Here is a 14,977-nt window from a genome sequence, read left to right as displayed (position 1 = left end):
AAAATAAATGTTCTGATTAATTGTTTTTTGAGAGGCAATCCTCTGTGGAATCTACTGGGCTAATGCCAGAGATCTACTCAAATGCGCGGCGTATAAATCCGCCGGTCTGTGATCACAAAAAATATGGGCTGCAAACGCTCAATAAACGCAATCCTGGAAGCAAATGAATTTGCCTGTCCGAATGATAGTTTATGTGTTTGGTGATTGGTCATTTTCTGTTTATAATGAATATTTAAGTATGTTGATGCGCAAAGGTTTAAATAAATATTGAGTTGTGCAATACGTTTTTGATTTTTTTACATTTTAGCAGTACGGAATTAACATATAATTAAGTTCAATTTCCTTGCCAAAGATGAAACTTCAATGATCAAAGTTAAAACCATTTCAGCTGATCTTTGATTGTAATAAATAAAGAATAATATGAGTTTATTGTTTTCGCCACTAAAAATAAAAAACGTACACCTTAAAAACAGGATCGTTGTCTCTCCAATGTGTCAATATTCCGCTATAGATGGCTATGCGAGCGATTGGCATCTCGTTCATTTGGGCAGCAGGGCTGTTGGCGGCGCAGGACTAATCATTCAGGAAGCGACAGCGGTATCCCCTGAGGGAAGAATCTCTCCGGGAGATCTAGGGATATGGAGCGATGACCACGTTCCAATGCTAACACGAATAACGGACTTTATCCATAAAAATGGTTCTATCGCCGGTATCCAACTGGCACACGCAGGTAGAAAAGCGAGCTTTGACACTCCTTGGAAAGGAAGCAAATGCCTCGGTGCACAAGAAGGTGGATGGATCCCTTATGGACCAAGTGCCATTCCCTTCAACGAAGGTGACACCATTCCTCATGAATTGACCATTAAAGATATTGAAGAGGTAAAGGCAGACTTTAGAGCCGCCACAGTACGCACATTAACTGCCGGCTATAAGGTTATTGAATTGCATGCCGCGCATGGTTATCTCATCCATGAGTTTTTTTCTCCATTGAGCAATAAACGTACGGATCAATACGGGGGGAGTTTCGAAAACAGAATCCGCTTTCTTCTGGAGATTATTGAAGAAGTACAGAACGAATGGCCTTCAGAAAACCCTTTGTTCGTAAGGATCTCTGCGACCGATTGGGCAGAAGGCGGATGGAACATTGAGGAATCTGTCCAGCTTTCTAAGATTTTAAAAGATAAAGGTATTGATTTGATTGATTGTTCGTCAGGAGGGTTGGTACCTTATCAGAAGATTCCTGTCTCCGCTGGGTATCAGGTTCAGTTCGCTGAAGCCGCTAAACAAGGTGCAGATATTTTGACCGGAGCTGTAGGATTGATTACGGAACCCCAACAGGCTGAAGATATTTTGAAGGAATCGAAAGCAGACTTAATTTTTCTTGCCCGGGAATTGTTAAGAGACCCATATTTCCCACTCCATGCTGCAGCAGTTTTAAATGATGACATCAAATGGCCTGATCAGTACGATAGGGCAAAGCGCAAGCATTAAGGAAATTTACTAAACGCGAGAGGCATCAGGTAATTAAACCAAATGCCTCTTTCATTATCTCCCTCACTGATCCTTTTCTATTTGCTTAGCGCTAACTCAGTTGTCATAATCGCTTCAGAAGCATATTGCACTGATTTCAAGCTTGCAAAATCAGCCATCTTAACATTTTTAATGTTGCTGGCTACCATTGTGCTCTGCTGTGCTGTACCTGTCAATTTCAATACTGCATCATCTTTCACCACGGTATATATGCTCCCTGCCGTAGTGTTGATCTTTGCTTTTGCACTTTGGTTTAGAAACAATTGAAGGTATTTCACATCAAAGTTGTTGCTAGTTACAACTACTGAATGTCCATATGCTTGTACACGCTGCAAATCTTTTACCGTAATATTTAGTGTGACCCTATCTGATTCTGTCGAATTAATGTATAACGTCTGTCCTTTACTCAATACAGAAGTTTTTTTTGCATCAAAATTTTGCATTCCTATAATTGATTCTTTTTCGCCTTGCGTCAATACAATCTTCACATTTCCACTTACCCAGATTTTGTTGAAGCCGGATAAAGCAGGAGTTGATTTGAAAGTTATAGCTGGCTCAGCTGCGAAAGTTGTCGTTGCTGATGAAAGGGATACTAATGCGCTTAAGGCTACAGCGAATACTGTTTTTGTTAGAGATTTCATGTTTTTATGTTTTAAGATTTCTTTTGTTTTTCTGTTATTAAGACGTCATCAACTCCAAAACGTTGCAGGCAAAAACCCCATAATATACCAGCATCAGTAACTTCTAGACGAACGCCTGTAATTTCTCGACGAACGGGCACAACATTTATTTTCCCAACAGACAACCATTGGCACTATTCTTTCGTAGGTAACAATACATAAGCTTGAAAAACATATCATCTACCAATGATGTTTAGCGGTTTGCCCCAAAGCAAGCCGCTTTTTTATTTTAATCCTTCGCCGAATAAACCAATTCTCATTAATTTCGTTTAATTAATAAAATCAAATCATATGTTCGATAAACTAATGGCAGCCCAGCAAAAAGCTGATGAAATAAAAGCAAGATTAGATACCATCTCAGTATTCGGAGAGGTGGAAGGTGGTGCAATTAAGGTAACTGCAACCGCTAATAAAGTAATTACCGGAATCGAAATCGACGAAACATTCTTAAAGGATGCAGATAAAGAAGAGCTGGAAGAACTACTGTTAACAGCCGTTAATAACGCGTTAACACAAGCAGAACAAGTGAGCGCAAATGAAATGTCGGCCATGACTAAAGACATGCTTGGCGGTCTTGGCGGAATGTTTGGTCAATAGATTTAACTCTTAAATATGAAGTATACATATTATGGCCAATCTTGTTTCCTATTGGAAGCAGAAGGCAAGAAACTCCTTTTCGATCCTTTCATCAGCCACAACCCACTGGCAAAAAATATCGATATTAAAAGCATAGAGGCCGACTATATCTTTGTTAGTCACGGTCATGCAGATCATTTAGCCGACTTGGTAGAAATTGCAAAGCAAACTGATGCACAGGTAGTGGCCATGGTTGAGGTTGCCGCATGGGCAGGTAAACAAGGCTTGAAAAAGCTAATTCCTATGAACTACGGCAGTATGAAGCTTGACTTTGGAAAGGTAAGGATGGTTTGGGCCACGCATTCGAGCGCTTTACCTGATGAAAGCTACGGCGGAAACCCAGCCGGCTATGTGCTGGAGCTGGAAGAAAAAGCGATCTACTTTGCCGGTGATACCGCACTAACAATGGAAATGAAACTCCTGGCTGATCTTTACAAATTAGATTATGCTATTCTTCCTATAGGTGGCCATTTTACTATGGACGTTGATGATGCCCTAATTGCAACCCAATACTTTAACTGTGATCAAGTAATCGGAGTACATTATGATACGATGCCCCAGATAGAAATCGATAAAGATGAAGCTCTTTCTAAATTCAAGAGAGAAAACAAGACGCTTTTATTGCCAGCCATAGGCGAGACAATTGAGCTTTAACAAATAAATTTAACGACTGGTTAGTGTGCGGCTAACCAGTTTTCTCCTTCTCCTATCTCTACTTCAATAGGCACCGAAGTCTTTATCGCTGTTCTCATTCGATGCGTAATAATCTCTTTCATCACCTCAACCTCTGTCTTTAAAACGTCGAATACCAACTCATCATGCACCTGCATGGTCATCTTGGACTGTAATCCCCTTTCCTGAATGTCCTTATGAATATTGATCATTGCTACCTTAATCATATCAGCAGCAGAACCCTGGATAGGTGCATTTATGGCATTTCGTTCCGCAAACCCTCGAACAGTCTGATTAGCCGAATTGATATCTCTCAGATAACGCCTTCTTCCTAAAATGGTCTCCACAAAACCGTTTTCCCTAGCGAAGTTCATCGTATCAGCCATGTACCTCTTAATACCGGGATACTGAGCAAAATACTGTTCAATGATTTCAGCGGCTTCCTTACGCGGAATACCCAGATTCTGTGAAAGGCCGAAGGCCGACTGCCCATATATAATTCCAAAGTTGACTGCCTTTGCATTACGCCTTTGGGCGGAGGTTACTTCTTCTATACCAATACCATAAACCCTTGCAGCGGTAGCGGTGTGAATATCTATGCCATTGTTAAAAGCATAAAGCATATTTTCTTCTTTACTGATATCAGCGATAATCCGGAGTTCTATTTGTGAATAATCGGCAGATAACAAAACATGATTTTCATCACGAGGAATAAATGCCTTTCGTACTTCCCTACCGCGTTCTGTACGGATGGGTATATTTTGGAGGTTCGGATTATTAGAACTTAATCTGCCTGTGGCCGCTACAGCCTGATTGTAACTGGTATGAACACGTCCTGTTTTCGGATTCACTAATAATGGCAAGGCATCCACATAAGTAGATTTAAGCTTTTGTAACTGACGAAAATCCAGGATGTCTTTAACTACATCACTCTTCCCCGCAAGTGCCATCAACACATCTTCTCCCGTTTGGTACTGACCAGTCTTGGTCTTTTTAGCTTTCGGATCGAGGCAAAGCTTATCGAAGAGCACTTCTCCCAATTGTTTTGGAGAAGCAAGGTTGAAGGTTACTCCGCATTTTTCGTATACATTCTGCTCAAACTTCCTAATCTCTATTTCCAGTTCTTTGGAATAATTGATCAGGGTATCCATGTCTATACGAACACCCTCTTTTTCGATATCTGCAAGGACATAGATTAAAGGATTTTCTACCTCTGTAGCCAGTTTTTCGGCATTTAATTCTTTGAGCATGGGCTCAAAAGTATCTGCAAGTTGAAGGGTTACGTCTGCATCTTCGGCCGCATAATCCACCACTTTCTCCACTTCCACGTCACGCATATTGCCTTGATTCTTTCCTTTTGTACCAATCAAAGTAGTGATAGATATAGGCGAGTAGCAGAGATAATTTTCAGATAACACATCCATATTGTGCCTTGTATCCGGATCAATTAGGTAATGGGCTAGCATCGTATCGAAAAGCCTGCCCTTAATATTTATGCCGTACCACTTCAAAATCAGCATATCATATTTAATATTCTGGCCTACCTTTACAATATGGTCACTTTCCCAAACTGGTCTGAATTCTTCAAGAATTAGTAGCGCTTCGTTTCTTAGGGCAGATAAAGGAATGTAGTAACCTTCCCCTGGTTTGATACAAAATGACAAGCCAACTAGATCGGCAATATTGGCATCGATACCTGTGGTTTCTGTATCAAACGATATCCGTTCCTGTTTTAACAGCAGTTCAATTAATTCCTTCCTGCTTTCCGGAGTATCAACAAGCCTATAATCATGCGGCGTATTCTCAATAGTCTTAACCTCTCTTGCTTCCTCGAACATTTCAGGTGTTGTCACAAAAACCTTTGCAGTCGATTCAGGCTGTATAGCTGTGTTTCCAAAGAGATCAAACTGCGATGAAACCTGCCCTTTGGAATCTACAACGCTAAATTCTTCACCAAACACCCTTCTTCCAATGGTCCTAAACTCTAACTCTGTAAATAAAGGTTCCAATAGTTCCCGACTAGGCTCCTCCAGAATTAGAGCCTCTTCATCAAAGGCGACAGGAACGTTTAGTATAATCGTTGCCAGTTTCTTGGAAACCATCGCCTGTTCTGCAAAGTTCTGAACGTTTTCTCTCAATTTACCTTTGAGTTCATGGGCATTAGCGATAATGTTCTCGATTGACCCATACTGCTTGATCAGCAGTTTTGCAGTTTTTTCTCCCACGCCGGGAACACCCGGAATATTGTCAACAGCATCACCCCAGAGACCAAGGATGTCGATGACCTGCTCAACATTCTCAATCTCCCACTTATTTAGAATCTCTGTAACACCCATAATTTCCATATCATTACCCATTCTAGCTGGTTTATAAATGAAAATATTCTCTGATACCAACTGAGCGAAATCTTTATCAGGCGTCATACAATATACTTGAAAGCCTTGTCTTTCTCCCTCCTTAGCCAATGTTCCAATTATATCATCGGCTTCAAAACCATCCATGGTGATGACAGGAATTTTAAACCCTTCAATAAGCTTAAAGATATATGGCAGAGCCGCCGAAAGGTCTTCCGGCATGGCTTGTCTATGGGCTTTATAGGCCGCAAAATCTATGTGCCTTTCTGTAGGTGCATCAGTATCAAACACCACGGCAATGTGACTAGGTTTCTCTTTTTTAAGCACTTCCATCAAGGTATTGGCAAATCCCATCACTGCTGAAGTGTTTATTCCAGTAGAAGTGAAACGTGGGTTTTTGCTGAGGGCGAAATGAGCTCTGTAAATGAGCGCCATACCGTCAAGAAGAAAGAGTTTTTTCATTGTATTCTTTTGCTGTTGTATGGATAAAGGTAAGAATCATTCATTGATATGAAAAGAATTCTTACGCTCCTTTTTAACAGCTGGCTGGCATGATCACGAAACAAATCGGAACAGAAATGTTTCTCAACGCAGACGCCGTAGGTTCAATCCTGAAGAATAAGGAGCTGAATAAACACTGGGCGCCTATCTTCTTACAACCTATATTGTAACTAAATTCCTGGCGCATGCCAAGAATATTAAGGATCGAAAACAATACGCGACAGATAAGATAAAAGATAACTTCAGGAAACCTGAAAGACACCCAAAAATAATGTTTTGCTGTTCTTATACAACTAGAATAGAATTCCCGTTATTTGACTATGGTTAAGTCAATGCGTATACTTTTTCTTCTTTATGTCCTTTCAGCGATTCCCTTTAACATTTACGCACAAGATGCCGTAGTAATTTCTGAAGGAAACTTTGTTAGGGGCACCATAAAGGGAACAGACCTTTCCAACGTGGTGCTAAAGAAAGATGATGAGTCGGTCGTTATGTTCAAATCTAAAGACATCAAAGAGTTTCTTTGGAACGGGGAGACTTTTGTAAGTAAACCTATATTGATCAACAAAGACCTGGAGTACCGCTTTTTCAAAGTCGTAGAGTTGGGAGCTGTTAATTTATACTCGATAGGAGGCAATGTACCTGTTGAGGAGCCTGTTCAAAAGAGAGCTAAAGTCAGGCCATCTTTTGGCATTGGTGGTGGTACCGGCGGATTTGGGGGTGTTGGTATGGGAGCTGGTATTAGCCTGGGAGGCGGTAGGAACAACGCCACTTTGCCAACAAAAGCTATGATGCCGACAACTTATTTTATCGAAAAGTTTGGAACAGGACCAATGCAGGAAATTTTAGTTGATAATGCCACTGCGGCTGCAAAAACGCCGACGATTAAGGCTATCTTACTCCAAAAGCTAACGAACGACGATGAACTTGCTACTAAAATAAAAGCAATGGAAACAATTGATGGCAAATCTTTGGTATCGATTGTTTCCACCTACAACACTGCTAAAAAATAATTATCTAGCAATGCAATCCAGATGGTGATCATTTACCATTCCAGTAGCCTGCATGTGTGCATAGCAAATCGTTGAGCCAAAAAACTTAAAGCCACGCTTTTTCATGTCTTTACTGATGGAATCAGAAATTTCTGTTCTAGCCGGCACATCTTCCATTCCATGAATTTGATTTTGAATAGGCGCTTTATTGGGTAGGAAACCCCACATAAAGTCAGAGAATGAGCCGTGTTCTTGTTGAATTTCTATAAACAACTGCGCATTTCTAATTGCCGAGTTCACCTTCAACTTATTCCTTATAATGCCCGGATCGTTAAGCAAACGCGCAACATCATTCTCATCAAAAGCAGCTACCTTTTTCACGTCGAAATCTGCAAAAGCTTTTCGATAACCTTCACGACGTTTTAAGACGGTAATCCAACTCAAACCCGCCTGTGCACCTTCAAGAATAAGGAATTCAAATAAGGTTTTATCGTCGTAAACGGGCTTGCCCCATTCCTCATCATGGTATTCCACATAAAGCGGATCAGTACCGCACCAGCTACAACGAACTTTTATTTCTTCCATGGTTTCTATATACAGCCTAAAGCTCCAGCATTGGATCCCAAAAAACAACTTTAAAGTTCTTTATTTTATTGTCTACTACAATAATACCCTCTGCTTGCAGAAGTTCTTCCATCTGTTCTGGAGGCGAAAAATGAAATTTACCAGTCAGCAATCCTGTGCTGTTGACTACCCGGTGCGCGGGGACTGGAGGATGAGACAATCCTGCATTGCTCATCGCATAACCCACCATTCTTGCAGAACCACCAGAGCCTAAGCTCCTGGCAATGGCTCCATAAGAAGTCACCCTCCCTTCAGGAATCAATCTAACCAATTCAAACACCTGATCATAGAAAGACTCTTCCATAGTGCAATTAAAGTTTATCCAAAGAGAATTGAATGTAATTAATATTCTTATCGTGTTTCAGATAGATGCGTTCATAATGAGTTTTGATAGATAAAACCTCGTCATAAAACTCGGACTTATACAGCTGATTAGTGTTTTTAAAGGAACTCAAACCCAATTCCGCTACCATTTCAATAGTATAAAGATACAAGCCATCGTTATCTGTCTTCAAGTTGATCTTACCGTCCGACTTAAGGAAATGCCTATATTTTGCAAGAAAGCCCGGGTAGGTCAATCGCTTTTTTTCACGACTTTCTTGAGGCTGTGGATCTGGGAATGTAATCCAAATCTCGTCAACTTCATCTGTTCCAAAGTATTCTACAATGTCTTCAATTTGAATCCTTAAGAACGCAAGGTTCATAAGGCCTTCATCTACACCTGTACGTGCACCTCTCCAAATTCTGTTGCCCTTAAGATCTATGCCGATGAAGTTCTTTTGTGGAAACATTTTAGCAAGATTTACTGCATACTCACCTTTACCACAAGCAAGTTCCAACACAATAGGATTGCCATTTTTAAAATGATTTTTTCCCCAATTGCCTTTAAGTACCTTACCTTCTTCCATCTGGTATACATTTGGAAAGGTGTCTATCTCTGCAAACTTTCGTAATTTGTCTTTGCCCACGTGTATTAATTAATTTGACTGGCTACAAACTTAAAGAAATTGTCATTCTGCTTCATATAGTAACCGGAATTTAATATTGAACGATAGCTAAAATTGATATCTTTGAGAAAACAAATAAGATTTAACTATATGACCTTAGTACAGTTGGAATATATCGTGGCTGTTGATACCTACAGAAGCTTCGTGGGTGCTGCAGAGAAGTGTTTCGTAACCCAGCCAACGTTGAGCATGCAGGTGCAGAAGCTCGAGGAAATGCTAAACGTAAAGATTTTCGACCGAAGTAAGCAACCAGTAATCCCAACGGAAATCGGCGCTCAAATTATCGAGCAGGCAAGGGTTATTTTGCAGGAGAGCCATAAGGTTAAAGAACTGATAAGCAGTCAGCAGCTAGATGTGGTTGGCGAACTTAAAGTCGGCATCATCCCCACCGTTGCACCCTACCTTTTGCCGAAAGTCATCGCTGCTATGATGGAAAAATACCCCGGCCTCAATCTTTTGATTTGGGAATATACTACGGAAGATATCATTCACCACTTAAAAACAGGGGTGTTAGATTGTGGAATTCTTGCTACTCCTCTTGCAGATGCCACAATTCAGGAAACGCCACTTTACTACGAAAACTTCGTGACTTATATCAGCAAAAATAGCAAGCTGTTTAAAAAGAAAACAATTGATGCCGATGATTTGGAAGACGAGAACATCTGGTTGTTAAATGAAGGGCATTGCATGCGTTCTCAAGTGTTAAACATTTGTCGCTCCACCAAGCAAAACCGCCTTCAGGGCCTAACCTACAACACTGGAAGCGTAGAAACACTGATCAGGATGGTCGATATGAACAATGGTGCGACATTGTTACCGGAGTTGGCTTTAGAGGAATTAAGCAACAAACAATTGAGCAAAGTTCGTTATTTTAAGTCACCTGAACCCGTTCGGGAGATCAGTTTGGTAACGCATAAAAATTTTATTAAAAAGCGCACACTCAATGCGCTGAAAGAAGAAATTCTTGCCGTGATACCCAAAACAATGCGCCAAAAAAAGAAAAAGGACGTTATAGGGATATAGTCATGAACAAAGTTATTGTGTATTTCTTGCTAATAATATGCTGCACTTACGGATGTAAATTCGGCAGTAATGATGACGCTGGTAAAAACCAAGCAATAGTAGCGGCCGACTGCTCTAGCAATCTGCCTAAGCGGTTTGGGGTAATGCCGTCAAAGGCGATCCTAAAAAACGGGACTAGCAGTGACACCGGCATGGTATGGATCCCCGAATCAGAAGGCCAGACTGGCTTTTGGATGGATGAAACGGAGGTGACCAATGCACAATTCTCAAAGTTCGTTGCAGCAACAAAATATGTTACCACAGCAGAGCGCGTTCCCAAGTGGGAAGACCTGCAAAAGCAACTACCTCCAGGTACGCCTAAGCCACCTGACAGCGTCTTCGTGGCTGCTTCCCTAGTATTTCATGCGCCAACCAAACCAGTTAATGTGAACAATCCGGGAGCATGGTGGGTATGGACGAAAGCCGCAAGTTGGAAACATCCACAGGGGCCAAAAAGCAGTCTTAAAGGAATCGAAAGACAACCAGTGGTGCATGTTTCCTGGGAAGATGCTGTCGCTTATTCCAATTGGGCGGGTAAACGCCTGCCTACTGCTGCAGAATGGGAAAAAGCAGCGCATGGTGGCAAGTCCGATTCCAAGTTTCCATGGGGCAATGAAGACATTGATCAGGATAAGGTAAAAGCCAACACTTGGCAGGGCGACTTCCCCTACAACAACACCAACCGCGATGGCTTTTACCGCGCTGCACCAGTAGGCTCTTTTCCTGCTAACGATTATGGTGTGTATGACCTTGCCGGGAACGTTTGGGAATGGTGCGCTGATGATGAACATGGGGAAAAAGTAGTGAAAGGTGGCTCCTTTTTATGCAACGTTTCCTACTGCGAAGGATACCGCATCGATAAGAAAATGACCAGTTCTGCCGATACCGGGCTGGAGCATACTGGCTTCCGATGTGTAAAATAATTCTCGTATCTTTCCTTAAAAATACCATTTACATGAAGCTTCATTACCTCAAGCATGCTTTTATAGGTTTTATTATTTTAACCGCCTGCGCTCCCTACGCTGCATTCGCAGCCAACCCTAAACCAAAACCTAATAAGCGTCCTAATATTATTCTGATCATGGCAGATGACCTTGGCTACTCAGATCTAGGTTGCTACGGAGGCGAAATTAACACGCCAAACCTAGACAAAATCGCAAAGCAAGGCATTCAATTCAAACAATTTTATAATGTATCCAGGTGTTGTCCAACCCGGGCTTCTTTGTTAACAGGGCTATACAACCATGATGCCGGTATTGGTGACATGACCACTCCTCAAAATGACGAGGGCTACCGTGGCTACCTCGGAAAAAACACAGTAACCATTGCTGAGGTATTAAAGCAAGCAGGTTATCGCACAGCGATGACTGGTAAGTGGCACGTATCTAACACGATTGTACAGAAAAATTCGCAAGATCAGATGAATTGGCTGAACCATAAAACGGAGCATCCGCTATTTTCGCCTCTTGATCAATACCCTACAAATAGAGGTTTCGAAAAGTTTTATGGAACAATATGGGGTGTAGTTGATTTCTTTGACCCATTTAGTCTGGTTGAAGGTACAAAGCCTGTAACTACAGTTCCGAAAAATTACTACCATACCGATGCGATCAATGAAAAGGCATCTGAATACATTAAGGAGTTCAGCAAAGGAAATGCTCCTTTCTTTTTATATGTGGCTCATAATGCACCTCACTGGCCTGTGCAGGCCCTGCCGGAAGACATAGAGAAATACAAAGACACCTACAAAATGGGCTGGCAAGCCATTAGAAAGGCGCGCTATGAAAAGATGGCTAAGCTTGGTTTAATCGACACGGCGACCACAAAACTATCAGACAGAAACCCGGCAGACAGGTTATGGGCGAACAATCCAAATCAAGAATTTGACGCAAGAACAATGGCCGTTCATGCCGCAATGATCGATCGCATGGATCAGGGCATAGGAAAAATGATGAAAACATTAGAGCAGACCGGTCAGATAGACAATACGATCGTGATCTTTCTAAGCGACAACGGAGCCAGTGCAGAAATGAGTGATGGTTATGGGCCCGGTTTTGATCGGCCGGATCAAACCAGAGCTGGGGCACCAGTTTCCTATACCAGATATAAAAACGTGATGCCAGGCGGAGAAAACAGCTTCTTTTCTATCGGACCAAACTGGGCCAATGTAGCCAATACACCTTACAAACTATGGAAATATCAGTCGTTAGAAGGTGGGATACATACACCTATGATTGTTTCCTGGCCAAAGGGAATCAAAAATAAAGGCTCAAGAACGGACGAAATCGGCCATGTGATGGACTTCATGGCAACCTGTATTGATGTTGCAGGCGCAAAATATCCGAAGGAGTTTAACGGCAACGACATCACCCCGCTTGAAGGCCGAAGTTTAGCTCCGGTGTTTCAAGGCAAGGTTCTAACAGGCGAAAGACCTTTGTTTAATGAGCATGAAGGCAGTAAGTACGTACGGTACCAAAACTGGAAACTGGTAGTTGCAGGTCCCGACCGCAGCTGGAGGTTGTTTGATATGAAAAACGATAAGGCAGAAATGAAAAATCTAGCTGCACAATATCCGGAAAAAGTGGCTAAGCTGACCAAAATGTGGGATGAATGGGCGACTAAACACCACGTGCTACCTAAACCATAATACAGACTGATATTCCCGATAATTCAACTTAACTTTAAAGACATTAATTAGGGTCCTGTAGTTAACAGATTATGGAATAATCCGGGAACTGGTCTTAATTAACAAGGAGATAACAGGGACATAGCAGGGACGTAACAGGGAGGTAACAGGGATATTATCCCTATCAACTCCTTTTTAACTCCTACTTAACTACCTGTTACATACTGTTTACCTAAAAGCAGTGTACAATCCCAAATCGAGCGCAGCTAGTATCTGAGATAGCCCAGGCTATTAATACTTCAAGTGGGCGACCTATTTAGAAAGGTAAAGTGGGTGAATATGCCAAGTCCGGCGATAACTCGCTAAGTGTTGATCTTAGTTTTGATGGTTGTTCTGTATTTAGTGATTATCCAAACAAAAATCCCTACTAAGGCTAAGTCGTACACTAAATTGAGCTTTACATACCTGAATACTGTATAATTCATCTCCGGATGATCAACAATCGTTATATGCAGGTAAGGAAACGGAAAGCCTGCTTCAACAAATGAAAATTGATTCCAGAGAAACGGGAGTGCTGATATTAATACAAAGGAAACAATAAACATTAAAATATACTTCATACGCTCAATTTAAGTTACCGGGTATTAAAATTAATATTGAATCAATGTTACATCGAACGTGTAAAATAATCTAAAAAACTATAAGCACAAAAAAGAGGCTGATCATTTTTTATCAATGATACAGCCTGTTTTACATATTAAGCTAGTACTATTTCGCCTTTTTGAAACGATCAGCAACAGCATCCCAGTTTACGACATTCCAGAATGCAGCAATATAATCTGGTCTTTTGTTTTGATATTTTAAGTAGTAAGCATGTTCCCAAACATCCATTCCAAGAATTGGCGTGCCTTTAACTTCAGCGATATCCATTAATGGATTATCCTGATTAGGGGTAGAAGAAACGGCCAATTTACCGTCTGTACCTACGCTAAGCCAAGCCCATCCAGAACCGAAACGGGTAGCACCAGCTTCAGCAAATTTAGTTTTAAAGTCGGCGAATGATCCAAATGCAGCATTGATTGCTTCAGCAAGGTCAGCTTTTGGCTCGCCACCTTTGTTTGGACCGATTACTTCCCAAAACAAAGAGTGATTGTAATGACCACCACCGTTATTTCTAACTGCAACTGGAAATTTAGATATGTTTTTAACGACTTCTTCAATGGTTTGAGTAGCCTCTGGCTTACCTTCTAATGCTTTATTTAGGTTGGTAACATAAGCCTGATGGTGTTTACCATGGTGAATTTCCATAGTAGTTTTATCAATATGCGGTTCTAATGCGTCTGTTGCGTAAGGTAACGCAGGTAATTCAAAAGCCATGTGATATGTTTTAAGGTTAAAAATTTATTTCTAATGCAAATTAAAGTAATTTAACCTGCATTGTTCCTACCAAATATAACAACTTTTTACCCTCTTTTGTTCTGAAAAAACTTAGTCATCAGTACGCCGCAAGGTTCAGCAAGTATGCCACCTTTGAGTACTGTCTTGGGATGAAGCAAGCTAACTCCCTTGCTAATGAAGCCCCTTTTTGGCTCGGAAGCACCATATACAATTCGTCCAATTTGGGTCCAGTAGCTTGCACCGGCACACATTACACATGGCTCAATTGTGACGTACAAAGTACAATCGCGCAAATACTTTCCTCCAAGGGTTTGAGCTGCTGCTGTAAATGCCTGCATTTCTGCATGTGCGGTTACATCATTAAGCTGCTCCGTTAAATTATAACCTCTCCCAACAATTCTACCCTTACATACCACAATGGCTCCTATAGGAATTTCTTCTGCGTCAAAAGCTTTCTTAGCTTCCAGCAAAGCCAGATTCATAAAGTGCTCATCTTCCGCTTGCGGGTTATTGTCATCAGAAAAATTGTAAAAACTCATGTGCCAAAGATATAACTATATCATTTTACTTCCATTAGGAACCGTCCCCGCCAAGGCAGTTAGTACTATATTTCCATGTTCGTCTGCAAAGCCTGTGACTAAAAACTCAGACATAAACTTACCAATCTGCTTTTTAGGGAAATTAACCACTCCAACAATCTGCCTTCCAACCAACTCAGAAATGGTATAACGACTAGTAATCTGCGCACTGCTCATTTTAACACCAAACTCACCAAAATCCACCCTTAGCTTGTAAGCAGCTTTCCTGGCCTCAGGAAACTCAAATACCTCGAGTATCGTTCCTGCTCTCAGTTCTACCTTCTCAAAATCATCCCAGGTTATCTCTTCCATAACAT

Annotated in this window: 16 protein-coding genes; 7 read left to right on the top strand and 9 right to left on the bottom strand. The window is 41.3% G+C overall.

Going from position 1 to position 14,977, the window contains the following annotated elements; translation table 11 throughout:
• Nucleotides 1–420: 420 nt before the first annotated feature.
• Nucleotides 421–1,491: an NADPH dehydrogenase NamA gene (namA, locus tag ACHFIZ_RS03230; RefSeq protein WP_410882804.1), complete on the top strand. Its 1,071-nt coding sequence runs from the start codon at nt 421–423 to the stop codon at nt 1,489–1,491.
• A gap of 77 nt (nt 1,492–1,568) precedes the next feature.
• Here the strand turns inward: namA and ACHFIZ_RS03225 are convergent, their stop codons facing one another.
• Entirely contained in the window at nt 1,569–2,171 is a 603-nt protein-coding gene (locus tag ACHFIZ_RS03225; protein ID WP_410882803.1) for a GIN domain-containing protein, read from the bottom strand.
• Nucleotides 2,172–2,501: 330 nt separating this feature from the next.
• Here ACHFIZ_RS03225 and ACHFIZ_RS03220 point away from each other — a divergent pair, with 330 nt between their 5' ends.
• The gene (locus tag ACHFIZ_RS03220; protein WP_410882801.1) at nt 2,502–2,807 is read left to right on the top strand and encodes a YbaB/EbfC family nucleoid-associated protein; all 306 of its coding nucleotides are present in this window, start codon (nt 2,502–2,504) and stop codon (nt 2,805–2,807) included.
• A 15-nt stretch (nt 2,808–2,822) separates the two neighbouring features.
• Entirely contained in the window at nt 2,823–3,500 is a 678-nt protein-coding gene (locus ACHFIZ_RS03215; RefSeq protein ID WP_410882800.1) for a metal-dependent hydrolase, read from the top strand.
• A gap of 20 nt (nt 3,501–3,520) precedes the next feature.
• Here ACHFIZ_RS03215 and polA read toward each other — a convergent pair whose 3' ends face one another.
• Nucleotides 3,521–6,334 carry a DNA polymerase I gene (gene polA, locus ACHFIZ_RS03210; RefSeq protein ID WP_410882798.1) on the bottom strand — a complete coding sequence of 938 codons (2,814 nt, stop codon included), beginning with the start codon at nt 6,332–6,334 and terminating at the stop codon, nt 3,521–3,523.
• Between the two features lie 371 nt (nt 6,335–6,705).
• On the opposite strand from polA, the gene ACHFIZ_RS03205 reads away from it, so the two are divergent.
• Nucleotides 6,706–7,386, top strand: a complete 681-nt coding sequence (locus ACHFIZ_RS03205; protein WP_410882796.1) for a hypothetical protein — start codon at nt 6,706–6,708, stop codon at nt 7,384–7,386.
• Here ACHFIZ_RS03205 and ACHFIZ_RS03200 read toward each other — a convergent pair whose 3' ends face one another.
• The 3 genes from ACHFIZ_RS03200 to trmB are packed head-to-tail and all read right to left on the bottom strand — an operon-like array spanning nt 7,387 to nt 8,957.
• Entirely contained in the window at nt 7,387–7,950 is a 564-nt protein-coding gene (locus tag ACHFIZ_RS03200; RefSeq protein WP_410882794.1) for a DNA-3-methyladenine glycosylase I, read from the bottom strand. It lies immediately after the preceding gene.
• A 16-nt stretch (nt 7,951–7,966) separates the two neighbouring features.
• A complete protein-coding gene (locus tag ACHFIZ_RS03195; RefSeq protein WP_410882792.1) occupies nt 7,967–8,293 on the bottom strand; it encodes an MGMT family protein in 327 nt (108 codons plus the stop codon).
• A gap of 7 nt (nt 8,294–8,300) precedes the next feature.
• Complete coding sequence (gene trmB, locus ACHFIZ_RS03190; protein WP_410882790.1) at nt 8,301–8,957, bottom strand: tRNA (guanosine(46)-N7)-methyltransferase TrmB; 657 nt, start codon at nt 8,955–8,957, stop codon at nt 8,301–8,303.
• A 129-nt stretch (nt 8,958–9,086) separates the two neighbouring features.
• Here trmB and ACHFIZ_RS03185 point away from each other — a divergent pair, with 129 nt between their 5' ends.
• The 3 genes from ACHFIZ_RS03185 to ACHFIZ_RS03175 are packed head-to-tail and all read left to right on the top strand — an operon-like array spanning nt 9,087 to nt 12,705.
• The gene (locus tag ACHFIZ_RS03185; RefSeq protein WP_410882788.1) at nt 9,087–10,019 is read left to right on the top strand and encodes a hydrogen peroxide-inducible genes activator; all 933 of its coding nucleotides are present in this window, start codon (nt 9,087–9,089) and stop codon (nt 10,017–10,019) included.
• A gap of 2 nt (nt 10,020–10,021) precedes the next feature.
• Entirely contained in the window at nt 10,022–10,981 is a 960-nt protein-coding gene (locus ACHFIZ_RS03180; RefSeq protein ID WP_410882786.1) for a formylglycine-generating enzyme family protein, read from the top strand.
• Complete coding sequence (locus ACHFIZ_RS03175) at nt 10,969–12,705, top strand: arylsulfatase (protein ID WP_410882784.1); 1,737 nt, start codon at nt 10,969–10,971, stop codon at nt 12,703–12,705. Before ACHFIZ_RS03180 ends, ACHFIZ_RS03175 begins: the two co-directional genes overlap by 13 nt.
• A gap of 341 nt (nt 12,706–13,046) precedes the next feature.
• Here ACHFIZ_RS03175 and ACHFIZ_RS03170 read toward each other — a convergent pair whose 3' ends face one another.
• The 4 genes from ACHFIZ_RS03170 to ACHFIZ_RS03155 all read right to left on the bottom strand — a co-directional run bounded on the left by ACHFIZ_RS03170 (nt 13,047) and on the right by ACHFIZ_RS03155 (nt 14,972).
• On the bottom strand, nt 13,047–13,304 hold the full coding sequence (locus ACHFIZ_RS03170) for a hypothetical protein (RefSeq protein ID WP_410882782.1): 258 nt from the start codon (nt 13,302–13,304) through the stop codon (nt 13,047–13,049).
• A 148-nt stretch (nt 13,305–13,452) separates the two neighbouring features.
• Nucleotides 13,453–14,061 (bottom strand): superoxide dismutase, encoded by a 609-nt coding sequence (locus ACHFIZ_RS03165; protein WP_410882780.1) that lies wholly within the window; start codon nt 14,059–14,061, stop codon nt 13,453–13,455.
• Between the two features lie 86 nt (nt 14,062–14,147).
• Nucleotides 14,148–14,621, bottom strand: coding sequence for a nucleoside deaminase (locus tag ACHFIZ_RS03160; RefSeq protein WP_410882778.1), 474 nt, complete (start codon nt 14,619–14,621; stop codon nt 14,148–14,150).
• Nucleotides 14,622–14,636: 15 nt separating this feature from the next.
• Nucleotides 14,637–14,972: a tRNA-binding protein gene (locus tag ACHFIZ_RS03155; protein ID WP_410882775.1), complete on the bottom strand. Its 336-nt coding sequence runs from the start codon at nt 14,970–14,972 to the stop codon at nt 14,637–14,639.
• Nucleotides 14,973–14,977 lie beyond the last annotated feature (5 nt).

The sequence above is a fragment of the Pedobacter sp. JCM 36344 genome (assembly GCF_046546555.1).
Classification (GTDB): Bacteria; Bacteroidota; Bacteroidia; order Sphingobacteriales; family Sphingobacteriaceae; genus Pedobacter.
Note: the sequence above shows the minus strand (reverse complement) of the source record. Positions and strands in the feature narration are given on the sequence as shown.